The sequence below is a fragment of the Pseudomonas endophytica genome, assembly GCF_001411475.1.
Lineage (GTDB): Bacteria > Pseudomonadota > Gammaproteobacteria > Pseudomonadales > Pseudomonadaceae > Aquipseudomonas > Aquipseudomonas endophytica.
Map to the genome: position 1 here is coordinate 42,299 of NZ_LLWH01000220.1, position 14,277 is coordinate 56,575.

The 14,277-nt window shown below is 55.8% G+C and carries 10 protein-coding genes; 9 read left to right on the forward strand and 1 reads right to left on the reverse strand.

Annotated features, from left to right (window positions below; all coding sequences use genetic code 11):
• Positions 1-25 precede the first annotated feature (25 nt).
• Complete coding sequence (locus AQS70_RS20945) at positions 26-289, forward strand: DUF4404 family protein (protein ID WP_055104647.1); 264 nt, start codon at positions 26-28, stop codon at positions 287-289.
• 78 nt (positions 290-367) lie between these two features.
• Here the strand turns inward: AQS70_RS20945 and AQS70_RS20950 are convergent, their stop codons facing one another.
• Positions 368-5,224: an NAD-glutamate dehydrogenase gene (locus tag AQS70_RS20950; protein WP_055104648.1), complete on the reverse strand. Its 4,857-nt coding sequence runs from the start codon at positions 5,222-5,224 to the stop codon at positions 368-370.
• Positions 5,225-5,721: 497 nt separating this feature from the next.
• Here AQS70_RS20950 and AQS70_RS20955 point away from each other — a divergent pair, with 497 nt between their 5' ends.
• From AQS70_RS20955 to AQS70_RS20990, 8 genes are all read left to right on the forward strand, one after another.
• Positions 5,722-6,078, forward strand: coding sequence for a hypothetical protein (locus tag AQS70_RS20955; RefSeq protein ID WP_055104649.1), 357 nt, complete (start codon positions 5,722-5,724; stop codon positions 6,076-6,078).
• A gap of 57 nt (positions 6,079-6,135) precedes the next feature.
• Positions 6,136-6,885, forward strand: coding sequence for an amidohydrolase family protein (locus AQS70_RS20960; RefSeq protein WP_055104650.1), 750 nt, complete (start codon positions 6,136-6,138; stop codon positions 6,883-6,885).
• Positions 6,886-7,392: 507 nt separating this feature from the next.
• The gene (locus tag AQS70_RS20965; protein ID WP_055104651.1) at positions 7,393-8,352 is read left to right on the forward strand and encodes an AAA family ATPase; all 960 of its coding nucleotides are present in this window, start codon (positions 7,393-7,395) and stop codon (positions 8,350-8,352) included.
• A gap of 2 nt (positions 8,353-8,354) precedes the next feature.
• Positions 8,355-9,299 carry a DUF58 domain-containing protein gene (locus tag AQS70_RS20970; protein ID WP_055104652.1) on the forward strand — a complete coding sequence of 315 codons (945 nt, stop codon included), beginning with the start codon at positions 8,355-8,357 and terminating at the stop codon, positions 9,297-9,299.
• Positions 9,296-9,790, forward strand: a complete 495-nt coding sequence (locus AQS70_RS20975; RefSeq protein ID WP_055104653.1) for a DUF4381 domain-containing protein — start codon at positions 9,296-9,298, stop codon at positions 9,788-9,790. Before AQS70_RS20970 ends, AQS70_RS20975 begins: the two co-directional genes overlap by 4 nt.
• Positions 9,783-10,859, forward strand: a complete 1,077-nt coding sequence (locus tag AQS70_RS20980; RefSeq protein ID WP_055104654.1) for a vWA domain-containing protein — start codon at positions 9,783-9,785, stop codon at positions 10,857-10,859. Before AQS70_RS20975 ends, AQS70_RS20980 begins: the two co-directional genes overlap by 8 nt.
• The gene (locus AQS70_RS20985; protein ID WP_055104655.1) at positions 10,856-12,598 is read left to right on the forward strand and encodes a VWA domain-containing protein; all 1,743 of its coding nucleotides are present in this window, start codon (positions 10,856-10,858) and stop codon (positions 12,596-12,598) included. Before AQS70_RS20980 ends, AQS70_RS20985 begins: the two co-directional genes overlap by 4 nt.
• Positions 12,595-14,229, forward strand: a complete 1,635-nt coding sequence (locus AQS70_RS20990; protein WP_055104656.1) for a BatD family protein — start codon at positions 12,595-12,597, stop codon at positions 14,227-14,229. Before AQS70_RS20985 ends, AQS70_RS20990 begins: the two co-directional genes overlap by 4 nt.
• The last annotated feature ends 48 nt before the right edge of the window (positions 14,230-14,277 follow it).

Consider the following 14,277-nt stretch of genomic DNA (forward strand, 5'->3'; position numbering starts at 1 on the left):
AGCCTATCAATAAAGGATGAATGCTATGCCTGCCCGCGAACTGCAAGATCAACTCAATACCTTGCGCGAGCAATTGGAACAAAATCCTCCGCTCAACGAATCTGACCGCCTGCATTTACAGGAGCTTGCCAGTCAGATTGAGGCCGAAATCGCGCTAGAAAAAGCCACCCAAGACTCAAGTCTTTCTGACAGCGTCAATCTCGCCGTTGAGCGATTCGAGGTTGATCACCCTTCACTCGCTATCACGCTGCGCAATATCGTCCAGACCTTGGGCAGCATGGGCATCTAACGGGCGACTCAACACCCCAAACAACTAAGCCCCGACTCAGTTAACTGAGCCGGGGCTTATTGTTTATTGCTCAGGCTGTCAGAGCCCTGTTTGACCACTCAATGCCAAGTCCAGCAGTTCACGGTTGGCAACCGCATACATGGCGTAATCATTGCCCGACGCCGCACGCAGATCGACCAACATTGAACGCCAGCGCTCAACCATCGACTGATTCTGCTCTAGCCACAAAGCGACCCGCGCTTCGATTTCAACGGGAGCATCAGCCATCTGCAACACCGACACAGTGATTGCACGTTGCTGCCAGTCAATGTCGTCACGGAATGCCTCGCGAGCCAACGCTTGCCAGTTGTTCTCGACCGGCAAGCTACTGATCTGCTGCAAGTACCACGTCAGGTCCAACGCGCTGCCCACGGCAAAGTATGCTTTGGCCACATCTGCTGCATTTTGACCGGTTACGTCAGAGGCTTCGATAATCGGCAACAAGGTGTACAGATGCGTTGTGCCGGCAACCATGCGCGACAGTAGCTCCGGCACGCCCGCCTCGACATACGCTTGATAGCGAGTCTCCCAGCCTTCGCGGGTTGGCCCTTCAAGCAGTTCGTTGAGCTTCAAACCCAGCGCAGCTAGATGCGGCCCAAAGTGAGCGACATCACGCGCTGCGTCCAACTCGTTACGACGGCTGCGTAAGAACCAGCGCGTAGCGCGGCGGCCCAAGCGCATCAGTTCGTCCATCAATGCCAGCTGGATTTCGGCAGGCACTTGGTAGTCAAGCGCTTCGATCTGACGGAACCAATGCGGGAGGTGGAAAATATCGCGCACGATCACATACGCACCCGCCACATTGGCGGCACTCATGCCGGTCGACTCTTTGAGACGCTCCACAAAGGTGATGCCCATGTGGTTGACCAAATCGTTAGCGATTTGAGTGCTGACGATCTCACGCTTCAAGCGGTGACGACGCATGGCCAAAGCAAACTTGTTGACCAACATCGGCGGGAACGCTGTTTCCATATCCCGCGTCAGGTAGTCGTCATCCGGCACCTGAGAGTTAAGCAGCGCCTCCTTGAGGTCGATCTTGCTGTACGAGATCAATACCGACAGCTCAGGGCGCGTTAATCCATGGCCAGACGCTATACGCTCGTTAAGCTGCTCTTCTGAGGGTAGGAACTCAATGGCACGGTCCAGCTTGCCACGCGCTTCCAGATCGTTCATCAGTCGTTTGTATTCAGCAATACGCTCATAAGCACGACGCTCGGCCAGCGAAATGGCCTGTGTCTGCTTATAGTTGTTACCCAGAACCAAGGCACCCACTTCGTCGGTCATACTGCCGAGCAATTGGTTGCGCTGCTTCTCGGTCATATCACCGGCTTGCACCACCTCATTAAGCAGGATTTTGATATTCACTTCGTGGTCAGAGCAGTCCACTCCGCCAGCATTGTCAATGAAGTCGGTATTAGAGCCGCCGCCGTTCAGACCAAACTCCACACGACCCAACTGGGTCATACCCAAATTACCGCCCTCGCCCACGACCTTGCAACGCAGCTCATTGCCGTTGACACGTAGCGCATCGTTAGCCTTATCGCCAACATCGGCGTGGCTTTCTGTGCTGGCCTTGACGTAAGTACCAATACCGCCGTTCCACAACAGATCCACGGGTGCCTTGAGCAAGGCATTCAGCAACTCAGTCGGGGTTAGCTTGTCAGCGCTGATCGCAAAGCGCTCTTTCATCTCAGGCGAGATAGCGATGCTTTTCGCACTACGGGAGAAAATCCCACTGCCCGCCGACATGATGCTGGTGTCGTAATCCGTCCACGACGAACGCGGCAGATCAAACAGGCGCTGGCGCTCGGCAAAGCTGCTGGCCGGCTCTGGATTAGGGTCAATAAAGATGTGCAAGTGGTTGAAGGCTGCGACTAGTTGCAACTTGTCAGACATCAACAAGCCGTTACCAAACACATCGCCAGCCATGTCGCCCACGCCGACCACGCTGATGCTGTCTTGCTGGACGTTGATGCCACGCTCTCTGAAGTGGCGCTGCACACCGACCCAAGCGCCTCGAGCGGTAATGCCCATTTTTTTATGGTCATAACCGGCCGAACCACCGGAAGCAAACGCATCGCCGAGCCAGAAGCCGTAGTCAATAGCAATGCCGTTAGCAATGTCTGAGAACGTAGCAGTGCCTTTGTCGGCCGCCACCACCAAGTACGGGTCATCGTCGTCGTGACGCACCACGTTCAATGGCGGCACCAACGCGCCATCCTTGAGGTTATCGGTTATATCCAGCAAGCCTGAGATGAAGATGCGATAGCACGCAATCGCCTCGGCCTGAACCTCGTCACGACCACCGCCCACTGGCAGACGGCGCGGGACAAAGCCACCTTTGGCACCGACCGGCACGATGACCGAGTTTTTCACCTGCTGGGCTTTTACCAAGCCAAGCACTTCAGTACGGAAGTCTTCTTCACGGTCAGACCAGCGCAACCCGCCTCGGGCCACGTTGCCGAAACGTAAATGCACACCTTCCACACGTGGCGAATACACGAAGATCTCAAACTTCGGCACCGGCTTAGGCAGCTCAGGAATCAGATGCGGATTGAACTTAAAGCTGAAGTACGAGCGGTTTTGGCCGCTAGCATCCGGCTGATAGAAGTTGGTACGCAGGGTAGCTTTGATCAGGTCCAAATAACGACGTAGGATGCGGTCTTCATTCAACACCTGAACGTCGTCCAATGCCGTCAGAATCGCCTGCTCCAGACGCTGCTGCTTATCTTCCAGATCTTCGGCGGTCAGTTTGCGCGCCAGATAGAAGCGAGTTTTGAACAACCGGGTCAGCTCACGCGCGATATCGGTGTGGTTGTTCAGCGTGCTGGCAATGTAGCCCAGGTCGAAGCCCAGACGAATCTGCTTCAAGTAGCGCGCATAGGCACGCAGCAACGCCACATCGCGCCACGGTAAACCGGCGGTCAGCACCAGACGGTTGAAGGCGTCGTTTTCAGCGTCACCCTTAACGATATGCACAAAGGCATCTTGCAGCGTGTCGTTGAGCTGCTGGATGTCCAAGTTCAAACCTTCGCCAGCGGTGAAGGCGAAGTCATGGATCCAGAACTCACGGCCATTGGCGTGACGCAGGCGATAAGGGAACTCGCCCAGAACGCGCAGGCCCAGATTCTCCAGAATCGGCAGCACATCAGACAACGCCAAAGGCGTGTCAGCGTGGTACAGCTTGCAGTGCAATTCCTGACCCGCGCTCTGGCCCAACGGCTGATAGAAGCTCATTACCAGCGGTTTCTTTTCACTGAGATTCATCAGGTGCTGCATGTCGACCACCGCCGAATGCGCAGCAAAACGCTCGCGATAACCCGCCGGGAAGCCTTTAGGGAAGTCTGCCAGCACCTTGGTGCCATTCGCTTCGCCGAAGCTTTCAACCACAAGGCTTGCGTAGTCGTCCTTCCAGCTACGGCACGCCTGGACCACTTCTTTTTCTAGCAACAGCGGATCAATGTCGATCCGGTTTTTTGGGTCAACCCGCAGAATCAACTGCACGCGCGCCAGCACTGACTCAGAGAAGAAGGTCCAAAATTCGCAGTCAGAGGCTTGCAGACGATCCATCAGCACTTGCTGGATCTTTTGTCGCACTTCTGTGGAATACACGTCACGCGGCACATAAGCCAAGCAGTAGCAGAAACGCCCGTACGGGTCTTTACGCAGGAACACACGAATCTTGTTACGTTCTTGGATTTGCACAATCGACATCACGGTGTTGAATAGCTCGTCCACCGGCGTCTGAAACAAGTCATCACGGGGCAGCACTTCAAGCACTTGCGCCAGTTCTTTACCCAAGTGAGCCTTGGGCTGGAAGCCAGAGCGACGCTCGACCTCGTCCACTTTGCGACGAATATAAGGAATAACCCGCACGCTTTCGCCATACACCGACGAGGTATACAAGCCCATAAAGCGGCATTCCTTGATCACCTTGCCATCGGCGTCGATCTGGCGGATCGACACGTAATCTGGGTACGCAGGGCGGTGTACGCGGCTCGGATGGGCGGCTTTGGTAAACGACAGCAGAGTCGGCTCACGCAGGTAGCTCACCGCGTAATCTTCAATACGCAGGTCTTCGCAGGTCAGCCCCACGCGCAGCAGTTTGGTCAGGCCCAAGAATGAGTGCGGGTCATATTCGATATGGCCGCCATCGGCTTCGTCACGCACCACAAACTCTTCGTAGCCCAGGAAGGTGAAATGGTTACCTACCAACCACTCTAGGAAGCTCTTGATTTCGGCTTTTTCGCCGGCATCAACGGCGTACGGGCAGCTATCGACACTGGCCAGCAGTTCTTGAACCTTGGCCTTCATCGGCTCAAAGTCAGCGACGGCGATACGCACCTCGCCCAGCACCTGCTCCAGCTCCTTGCTCAGTACGCTCAACTCAGCGGCGTTAGAGCAACGGTCAATTTCCAGGTACATCAGCGATTCTTGTGCGATGCCCTCACCCGAAGTGCCTTTGGGCAGGATTTCCAGCAATTCGCCCTTATTCCCACGGCGAACACTCAGCACCGTGGTTTGAAGGGTATGGATGCTATAGCCGCGGCGGTTCAGTTCAGTGCGAACCGAGTCAACCAAGAAGGGTAAATCGTGATGTAAGACTTCAACCGCGGTATGGGTTGACTGCCAACCGTGGCGCTCATAATCGGGGTTAAACACCCGCACTTGAGGCTGTGCCGGGTCGAATCGTTCAAGCAGCCGCCAGGCTGACAGCGTGCAGCCGGCGAGGTCTGACATACGACGCTGGGTGAGTTCATCCAGAGAAATGATGCCGAAGAACTTTTCAGCAAACAGGGCTACTTGTGGCAGAACCTGTTCACTAACGTGTTGGGCGAGTGCAGATTGCAATTGATGCTGGAAGTCGGCTTTGCTGGCTGCGGTGAAGAACGCCATCTGTGGTACTCCGCTTGGGCTTGTTATTGAGAGAAGCGTCGCGTGCTATTCCCTTTTGGGGACTTGTCGCCACTGTGCTTAAACATCAAGAACACAGCGTGACAGGGAGGTGAAGCTGGGTGTGACCCTTGAGTCACATCCGTATTTCGGAATGAGTCGCTGCAAAAAGCCATAACCCGATTCACAGGTTAGGTCTTAAGGGATAACTGTCAGCAACGCAGCTTAACGACTGCATTGCCCAGCCTGCTTGCGATGCGGCGACATATTCGGACATGAGGAGGCAATCTTGTGGCTCGGTCAGGTACAACCCTAGCAGTCGAAGCTCATAAGTCCTCACGCGACCCCACTTAATTTCCATCATCAGTATCAGAAAAGACTGACAAAACTCGCAGGCTAAAAGCCACCTACCAAGATTGAACCAGCATAAAAATGCGCAGGCTGGCAAAATCGGCGTTTGTTCAGCAATTAGATGCGCTTAGCGCTAGGAATTCCCCGACATGCAAATGACAACCGCCCTGCTGATGGCTAACCCTTGCGACGACGAAGAAGACAACCTGGCCATGTTGTGCTGCCACAGCGACAAGGGCGAAATGTTTCTGATAACGCGCTACCCCGACGAAGACGAGGTTGAAATCACCCTCGATGGTGAACCTTTAGCGCTCGACGGCTTAAAAATCACCCTCAGCCCGACTCGCCTATTGATCGAAGTGGCACCAGACGACGCCGATGTATTGAACGATTCAGACCATCTGGAAATCATCCATAGCTCCGACGCTGACGAACTGGTCGAGATTGAGCAAACCCTTAAAAACATCCTCACTGGCACCGGCACTTACATCAGCGAACTAAGCTAACGCTCGTTATTTGAAGCTTTCGCCCCAGCAAACCGCTCACCGACAGGTATACACGCCATGCACCAGCTCTTCGATGCTCACTGCCATATCATCGACAAGGCTTATCCGCTGATAGCTAACAACGGTTATCTGCCTGATTTTTTCAGTGTCGATGACTACCGTGCGCGAACTGACACGCTGGGCGTGGCTGGGGGGGCTGTGGTTTCAGGCTCGTTTCAAGGTTTTGATCAAACTTACTTGGTGGCCGCTTTAAAACGACTTGGCCCTGATTTCGTCGGCGTGACTCAATTGCCCGCTAGCGTGACCGACGACGAGTTACAAACCCTCAACCAACAAGGTGTTCGCGGCCTGCGCTTCAACCTCAAGCGCGGGGGCTCAGAGCAGCTCGACCAACTTGAAGCACTGGCCATACGCGTCCATGAATGTGTTGGTTGGCATTCAGAGCTGTATATCGACTCGCGCGAACTGCCGTCGTTATGCGACCGGTTGCTGCGATTGCCAGCCTTGAGCATTGATCACCTAGGGTTGAGCCACGTAGGTCTGCCAAGTTTGTTACACCTTGCTGAGCGTGGCGTTCGCATCAAAGCCTGCGGATTTGGCCGGGTGGATTTTGATGTGGCAGCCGTCCTCAAGAAAATCAATACAGCCAACCCGGATGCGCTGATGTTCGGCACAGACCTGCCATCTACACGCGCCCCAAGAACCTTTGAAAACAATGACATAGAGATTTTAGTTAATGCTTTAGGTGAAAGCAGTGCGCATAAGGCTCTATGGCAAAACGCGCGAAACTTTTATCGACTTAGCTAAGGCACTTGTCATCGCTGAGGTTACGAAATGGGCACCACGAACGAGTAACCTGCGTGTGACTCAGCACAAAGTCCCATAACAAGTTAGCCAATTGGGGTGTTGCACTATTACTTTTATCAATTCTGGAAATGGCTTAGAGCTGATATCTCATAAAACACTTCAACAGCTTAATGCCTATGAAAACTTGATGACCTATCACTTCCCCGAACTTAAGCCATGCTCAACCTGTTTTTATGACACAGCGACATAGGGCTAAAGCGGCACGCGACCCCTTTGCGGCGCTGTTGGTTGAGCATTTTGCAGCATTAACGCCAACACCCTGTCGCTGGACAGCGACTACAAGCACCGCCTAGATGATTAAAATTCTCAACAACCGCGCTGATTTAGCCTTTTTGCTCAAAAAGCCCGCCCGTCATTAGTCCGAGACGCTCGCAATGGATTAAAGTATCGGCCCCGGCCACGGCGTCGTTATCGCGCTGTCGCAGTCCTTTTCAGGAACAGTCACCGATGGAACATCGTGAAGCGCTACTGGCGCTGCGAACCTTTCTTTCAACGCAGATTCTCGGTCAAGAAAAACTCATTGACCGCTTGTTAATCGCGCTGCTGGCTGACGGCCACATGTTGGTTGAAGGCGCGCCCGGCCTCGCCAAAACCAAAGCGATTAAAGAGTTAGCTGAAGGCATCGAAGCACAATTTCATCGCATCCAGTTCACCCCCGACCTGTTGCCAGCCGACATCACCGGCACCGAAATCTATCGTCCAGAAACCGGCAGCTTTGTCTTCCAACAAGGGCCGATCTTTCACAACTTAGTGCTGGCCGACGAAATCAACCGCGCACCCGCTAAAGTGCAATCGGCCTTGCTTGAAGCCATGGCCGAACGTCAAGTCAGTGTCGGACGCAGCACCTACGACCTATCGCCCCTGTTTTTGGTGATGGCGACCCAAAACCCCATCGAACAGGAAGGCACCTACCCGCTTCCAGAAGCCCAACTGGACCGTTTTTTGATGCACGTCAAAATCGGCTTCCCGGATGCCGCCGTTGAGCGCCGTATTCTGCAACAGGCTCGCGGCGAAGCGTTGAATGGCGAAACCAAGCCTGAGCGCAGAGTCAGTCAGCAAGCTATTTTCGCGGCCCGCAAAGAAATTCTGGGGCTGTACATGGCCGACGCGGTGGAGGAATACCTCGTGCAGTTGGTCATGGCGACCCGCACGCCCGGTAAATTCGACGCTGAAATGGCCGAATGGATTGCTTACGGCGCCAGCCCGCGAGGCTCGATTGCCCTAGACCGCTGCGCCCGAGCGCATGCTTGGCTGGCCGGTCGCGACTTTGTCAGCCCCGAAGACATCCAAGCCGTTTTGTTCGATGTACTGCGCCATCGCATTATTTTGTCATTTGAGGCCGAGGCGGCAGGCATCGACCAAGACCGCGTTGTGCAACGCATCCTTGACGTTGTTGCCGTTGCCTGACCATGAACAACCCACTGCCCGCCGAACCCGGCATTCGCGTAACCCTGGCCGAATTGATCGAAATGCGGCATCGAGTGCGCGAAGTGCAACTGTTTTCCAGCCCCGGCCAGCGCAGTTCGCTGGCCGGCTTGCATCATTCCAAACTGCGCGGGCGCGGGGTCGACTTCGACCAAGTACGGGTGTATCAGGCCGGGGACGATGTACGAACCATCGACTGGCGCGTCACCGCTCGCACTCAAGAACCGCATACCAAAATGTTCCATGAAGAGCGCGAACGGCCAATATTCATCCTTGCCGAGCAAAGCCGCCGTTTGTTCTTCGGGTCTGGGCTGATGTTTAAATCGGTACTCGGCGCTCAAGCCGCAAGCCTGATTGGTTGGGCTGCATTGGGGCATAACGACCGTGTGGGCGGCCTGGTATTTGGCGATCATGAACATTACGAAATCAAACCTCGGCGCAGTAAGCAAAGCCTGTTACAGCTGCTAAACCGTTTGGTACGCGTCAATCAATCGCTGCACACCGAAGTCCAGTCCGACCGTGACGCACTGGGCATGGCCTTGATTCGAGCCCGTGAAGTGCTACGGCCCGGTAGCCTAGTCGTTGTGGTGTGCGATGAGCGTGCGCTCACCGACGCGGCAGAACAGCAATTGAGCCTACTGTCGCGCCATTGCGATCTGATCTTGTTACCACTCTCCGACCCTCTGGACCATGCCCTGCCCGCCGCCGGGCTGATGCGCCTTGCTGCGCGCGGGGCACAACTAGAGCTTGATACCCTCAACTATGATTTACGTCAGGCGTATCGCGCTCAGGCCGAAGCCCGCATCGCTCGCTGGGAGCTGCTTGCACAAAAAGTACGGGCATTGCTAATGCCTCTTAGCACTCAAAACGAGATGATCGAACAACTACGTGAGTTCCTTAACGCCAAACGCCCCGGCAAGCCGTTATGAATGAACTCGAACAACTGCAACCACTCATCCCCCCGCCAGCAATTAGCTTGTGGCCACCGGCCCCTGGCTGGTGGTTGTTGCTGCTTTTGATGGTTGGCTTGGGATGGGGCGCGTGGTGGTTGCGCCGTTATTTGTCCGGCAAGCGCCTGGTAGTAACCACCGAACAACCCTTGGACCCCGTTCGCGTGGCGGCGCTTGAAGAACTTTCACGCTTCACCAAACCCTACGATGGCGCCCCCGCCGGGGCTTGGCTGCAACAGCTCAACGGCCTGCTTAAACGCTTGTGCCGCAGTCATTACCCTTACAGCCAGAGCCACACCCTCAACGGTCGTAAGTGGTTGGCGTTCCTTGACAATCGCTGCCCAGCGGCGGGTTTGACGCGCTGGATGGTACTGGTTGAGGGCGCCTACAAACCCGAGTGTAAGCTCGATGACAAGGCCATCGCCGGGCTCAATCAAGCGGTTGAAACCTGGATTCGCAAACATGTATGAATTCGCCTGGCCATGGCTTTTTGCCTTGTTGCCACTGCCGTGGTTGATGCGCTGGCTGCTACCGGCTGCCGATAGCGGCGAAGCAGCACTTAAAGTCAGCTTTCTAAATGATCTTGAAGCGCTGGCTCGGCGTAAAGCGCGCCCTGTCCTGCCCTCATTGCGTCAGCAAACCCCTTACGTGCTGCTGTGGCTGCTGCTGTTAACCGCCGCAGCCCGCCCACAATGGCTCGGCGAGCCCTTACCCATTGCGGCCAGTGGTCGCGACTTATTGGTGGCCGTGGACGTATCGGGATCAATGGACTACCCCGATATGCAGTGGCACGACGAAGACATCACTCGCATCGACTCCGTCAAAAAACTACTGGGCGACTTTTTGGAGCATCGCGAGGGCGACCGGGTCGGTCTTATCCTGTTTGGTAGTCAGGCTTATCTGCAAGCACCTCTTACCTTTGATCGTCATACCGTACGAACTTGGCTAGATGAAGCGCGCATCGGTATTGCAGGTAAAAATACCGCTATTGGAGATGCCATTGGCTTGGCCCTCAAACGGCTGCGCCAACGCCCCGCACAAAGCCGAGTGCTGATTTTGGTCACAGACGGCGCCAACAACGGCGGGCAGATAGACCCTCTGACCGCTGCACGTTTGGCAGCGCAAGAAGGTGTCAGGATCTACCCCATCGGGGTGGGAGCCGATCCGCAAGAAAACTCCAATAAGGGCCTGTTCAGCATTAATCCTGGGGTTGACCTGGATGAGCCGGCCATGGAAGAAATTGCCCGTATCACCGGTGGGCGGTACTTTCGCGCCCGCGACGGCGATGAGCTGTCCGCCATCAAAGACACCCTCGACCAGCTCGAACCCATCGCCCAACAGCCCACTCAGGCTCGTCCGGCAACAGCGCTTTACAGTTGGCCATTGGCAGGCGCTTTGCTATTGAGCGTTCTGTTAGTCATTCGCGAAATATGGCCCAACCATCCGTTGCAACGTTTACTGAGCAAAAAACACTTTCTGCATCAGCATCCTGAATGGCGCTCACGCCTTAAACGTCTGCGTCTGCGGAGGCGTCGATGAGCGCACTCTGGCCACACTGGTTTCGTCCCGAATGGCTGTTGGCTTTGCCGCTCCTGGGTTGGCTGTTGTGCAAGCTCTGGCATCGACAAAAACGTGCGGGTCGTTGGCAGATGATCCTGCCCGAAGCTTTTCATCGCGTACTGCTCAGCGGCGGTCATAGCCGCGACAGCAAACTGCCTTGGGTTGCACTGGGGTTGGCTTGGTTGTTGGCCCTCTTCGCCTTAACAGGGCCGAGCTGGGAACGCGTGGAGCAGGCCGCGCAAAAGCCGGCTGACCCGTTGATCGTGATGCTTGAGCTGACTCCCGAAATGCTCGCTACGGACAGCCCACCTAATCGGTTAGAGCAAGCGCGGCGAAAACTCTACGACCTGCTGCAAAGCCGCAATGATTCGCAGACCGCAATCATTGTCTATGCAGGAAGCGCACATACGCTGGTGCCGCTGTCTGATGACATGGCCACTAGCCGCAATCTGCTAGAAGCCGTTAAGCCTTCGATCATGCCGCAACCCGGCAATCGTGCAGACTTGGCCGTGATCAAAGCCCTCAAGCTGCTGGATCAAGGTGCCCTCGGCGAAGGTCGCCTGTTGCTCGTTGCCTCATCGCTAAGCGAGCAAGAGCGCGCAGGGATTCGTCAGGCGCTTGATGGCCGCGCGACGCCGCTGCTGATACTGGGCGTTGGCACCCGCGAAGGCTCGCCGGTGGTCGAAGAGAACGGCGAATTCTTGAAAGATGCCAAGGGCGCGATTTTCATGCCGCGCCTAGACAGCCCGAGCCTGCGCACCTTTGCCCAAAGTGTGGGTGGGCAGTATCGACAAGCGCGACTCGATGACAACGATTTGCGCAATTTAGGTTTACTGGACGGGCCGCAGCACGTGCGTGACGACGCTCAGACCCTGCGCTTGGACACTTGGTCTGATCAAGGTTATTGGTTGATCTTACCGCTGCTACTGTTAGCCGCGTGCGCAGGTCGCCGTGGCTGGCTGTTTTGCTTGCCATTATTGTTGATGTCGCCTCAACCCAGCTATGCACTCAGCTTCGCTGATCTATGGCTACGACCCGATCAACAAGGTCAACGCCTGCTGGAACAGAAACAACCCTTACAGGCACTTGAGCATTTTAAAGATCCGCTTTGGCAAGGTTTAGCGCTGTATCAAGCCGCAGATTACAAAGGTGCCGCTCAGCGTTTTGCCGAGGTCAACAGCGCCAGTGCGCACTACAATCGCGGTAATGCACTGGCAATGAGTGGCGAACTTGAAGCGTCTATTGACGCCTATGAGCAAGCTTTGGAGTTACAGCCAGACTTGGAAGTCGCAGCGCAAAACAAAGCGTTGATCGAGCAATTGCTAGAGCAGCAGCGCGAGCAGAACACGCCGCCAGACAATAAAACGCCCGAGAATACGGCCGAACCTGAGCCCACCGAGCCATCGGAACACAACAGCAGTGCCACCACTCACGGTGAAAGCGGCCAGCACGAAGAAAGCAGCACCGCCAGTGATCCTGCGGCCGAAGCCAACGCCGATGAATCAAACCAGGCACCGCCCACAGCCTCTACTATGCCTGATAGCGAACGCAGCGATGAATCGACTCAGCTCCCGCCTACCGCCCCTACCGATGAGTTGGACGACGAGCAACATCAGGCGCTTGAGCACTGGCTTAGACAGATTCCTGACAACCCCAGCGAATTACTGCGACGAAAATTTTGGTACGAACAGCAGCAACATCAGGACACGTCTCAATGAATCGCTTCTGCGTTTTACTCTTTTTGCTCTGTTGCTGGACGTTACCGGCCCAAGCACTGGGACTGATCGCCAGTGTTGATCGCGATCAACTCAACTCAGGGGAAACCGTCGAGCTCACCCTTGAGTCCAACGACGCCACATTATTCGGCAAGCCGGACCTGACGCCGCTGGACAATCTTTTTGAAGTGCGCGGCACGCGGCAGGTCAACCAACTGACCACGCTCAACGACGATAACCAAGCCACCACGCGCTGGATTATCACCCTGCAACCCAAGCAAACAGGCAGCGTGACCATACCGTCACTGCAAGTGGGTGATTATCACAGCCTGCCGATCAAGCTGAGCGTGACTCAAAGCAGCACCAGTGATGCCGAACTAGCCCCCGTGTTTATTGAGGCCAGCCTCGATCAACCGAGCGTTTACGTGCAAGCCCAAGCGATATTGACCCTGCGCGTTTACCACTCGGTGGCGCTGTACGACGACAGCAACCTGACGCCATTACACCTGCAAGATGCCATCGTTGAGCAACTGGGCGACTCTCGTACCTATGAAAAACTGATCAATGGCGTGCGCCACGGCGTGATCGAAGTGCGTTACGGCATCTACCCTCAGCACAGTGGCGAAATGCTGGTCCCCGCTCTGACCTTTAGCGCCACACAGGTCGACAGCCAGCCAAACCAAGCCCCCGTGCCCAATAATCCAAAGCCTGGAAAAATGGTGCATGTGGTCTCAGCGCAGATCCCCTTGCAGGTTAAACCCAAGCCTGAAGACTACCCGGCTACGTCAGCTTGGTTACCAGCCCGCAGCCTGAGTTTGAGTGAAACCTGGAACCCCGAGCCGGACCACTGCAAGGTGGGCGACTCACTCACACGAACCTTAACCCTCAAGGCCGAGGGCCTGTCCAGCGCTCAACTGCCGCCGCTGCCTGCAACCGACGTTAATGGTTTGCGGCGCTACCCAGACTTGCCACAGTTGAGCAATCAAGTCACCGATAACGGGATGTTGGGCAGTCGTGAAGAACGTGAAGCGCTGGTGCCAACTCGTATCGGCCAGGTGGAGCTGCCCGCCGTTGAAGTGGTGTGGTGGAACACCCATGAGGACCGACTGGAGCGCAGTTACCTGCCCGCGCGTACTTTGCAGGTCGCAGCTAACGCTAGCTTGGCTGCGCAGATAGCGATAGAAAAAGAACCTGGCGCGTTTAGCGAAGACTCAAGCCTATGGTTGTGGCAGCTCAGCACATTGCTGCTGGCGTGCAGCACATTGATAGGCTTTGGCCTGTGGTGGAGAGCCCGCCGAAAACCGGCAATTATGCGCGCCTCGCAGACCGGTCCAAGCCCGCGAACGCTGCTCGACGATATCAAGCGCGCCAGCCTGGCCAATGACCCGCATGCCACACGCCAAGCGCTCGATGCTTGGGCACGCCAACAACCTGAAACATTAGCCGAAATGGCGGCGCGGTTTGTACTGCTGTCCGATGCGTTGGACGGTCTGAACGGCGCGCTCTACAGCGAAACCGGCCACTACTGGCAAGGTGAAGAGTTGTGGAAAGCGATTCGCAGCATTCCGGCCGCCGAGCGCGAGCACGACGTAAGCAGCGAGGCGAGTAGCCTGCCGCCGCTTTACCCCAAATAATCGCCTAACCGGTGACCTTCCTGTAGGAGTTGCCGAAGACTGCGATCT

Coding starts and splice junctions, on each gene's coding strand:
- AQS70_RS20945 (WP_055104647.1), top strand. CDS start 26: ATGCCTGCCCGCGAACTGCAAGATCAACTCAATACCTTGCGCGAGCAA.
- AQS70_RS20950 (WP_055104648.1), bottom strand. CDS start 5,224: ATGGCGTTCTTCACCGCAGCCAGCAAAGCCGACTTCCAGCATCAATTG.
- AQS70_RS20955 (WP_055104649.1), top strand. CDS start 5,722: ATGCAAATGACAACCGCCCTGCTGATGGCTAACCCTTGCGACGACGAA.
- AQS70_RS20960 (WP_055104650.1), top strand. CDS start 6,136: ATGCACCAGCTCTTCGATGCTCACTGCCATATCATCGACAAGGCTTAT.
- AQS70_RS20965 (WP_055104651.1), top strand. CDS start 7,393: ATGGAACATCGTGAAGCGCTACTGGCGCTGCGAACCTTTCTTTCAACG.
- AQS70_RS20970 (WP_055104652.1), top strand. CDS start 8,355: ATGAACAACCCACTGCCCGCCGAACCCGGCATTCGCGTAACCCTGGCC.
- AQS70_RS20975 (WP_055104653.1), top strand. CDS start 9,296: ATGAATGAACTCGAACAACTGCAACCACTCATCCCCCCGCCAGCAATT.
- AQS70_RS20980 (WP_055104654.1), top strand. CDS start 9,783: ATGTATGAATTCGCCTGGCCATGGCTTTTTGCCTTGTTGCCACTGCCG.
- AQS70_RS20985 (WP_055104655.1), top strand. CDS start 10,856: ATGAGCGCACTCTGGCCACACTGGTTTCGTCCCGAATGGCTGTTGGCT.
- AQS70_RS20990 (WP_055104656.1), top strand. CDS start 12,595: ATGAATCGCTTCTGCGTTTTACTCTTTTTGCTCTGTTGCTGGACGTTA.